The sequence below is a fragment of the Microbacterium petrolearium genome, from assembly GCF_054782875.1.
Map to the genome: position 1 here is coordinate 1 of NZ_BAAGRQ010000102.1, position 523 is coordinate 523.

Annotated in this window: 1 pseudogene; it reads right to left on the reverse strand. The window is 67.1% G+C overall.

Annotated elements, in window-relative coordinates:
- Positions 1-237, reverse strand: a pseudogene (locus ACYVJ0_RS13835) (glutathione peroxidase); the annotation flags it as partial.
- Positions 238-523 lie beyond the last annotated feature (286 nt).

Genomic DNA, 523 nt, shown 5'->3' on the forward strand with positions numbered 1-523 from the left:
GAACTCGGCGATCTTCTCGTTCGAGCTCAGCTCCTGCAGGAACTGGTTGCTGGGAAAGCCCAGGACCGTGAAGCCACGGTCCTGGTACTTCTTCTGCAGCTTCTCCAGGGTCTCGTACTGGGGCGCCAGGCCGCACCGCGAGGCCACGTTCACCACGAGCGCGACGTCGTCCTTGTGCTCGGCCAGCGAGATCTCGGTGCCGTCCATCGTGTGGAAGGGGATGTCGTAGAGGGTCACCGCTCCATCCTCCACCTGTTGCCCACCCGGTGGAACCCTCCGGCCACCGGTAGCGCGCGTGTCGGTTAGGTTGACGACGTGCGTACGCCCGGCCCCGCGAAGCATCGCCCCCCGCTGCCCGTGCGGGACGGCCTGAACCCCACCCGGCTCGTTCTGCCGCACGACGCCGAGGCGGTCGCCCGGTCCGTCCCGACATAAGTGCCGTCGTCGGCGGGAGACGGCTCCCACTTCGTCCCCATATCGAGCAGGTTCACGAAGAAATCGTTGGTCAGCGACCCGGGGGAGG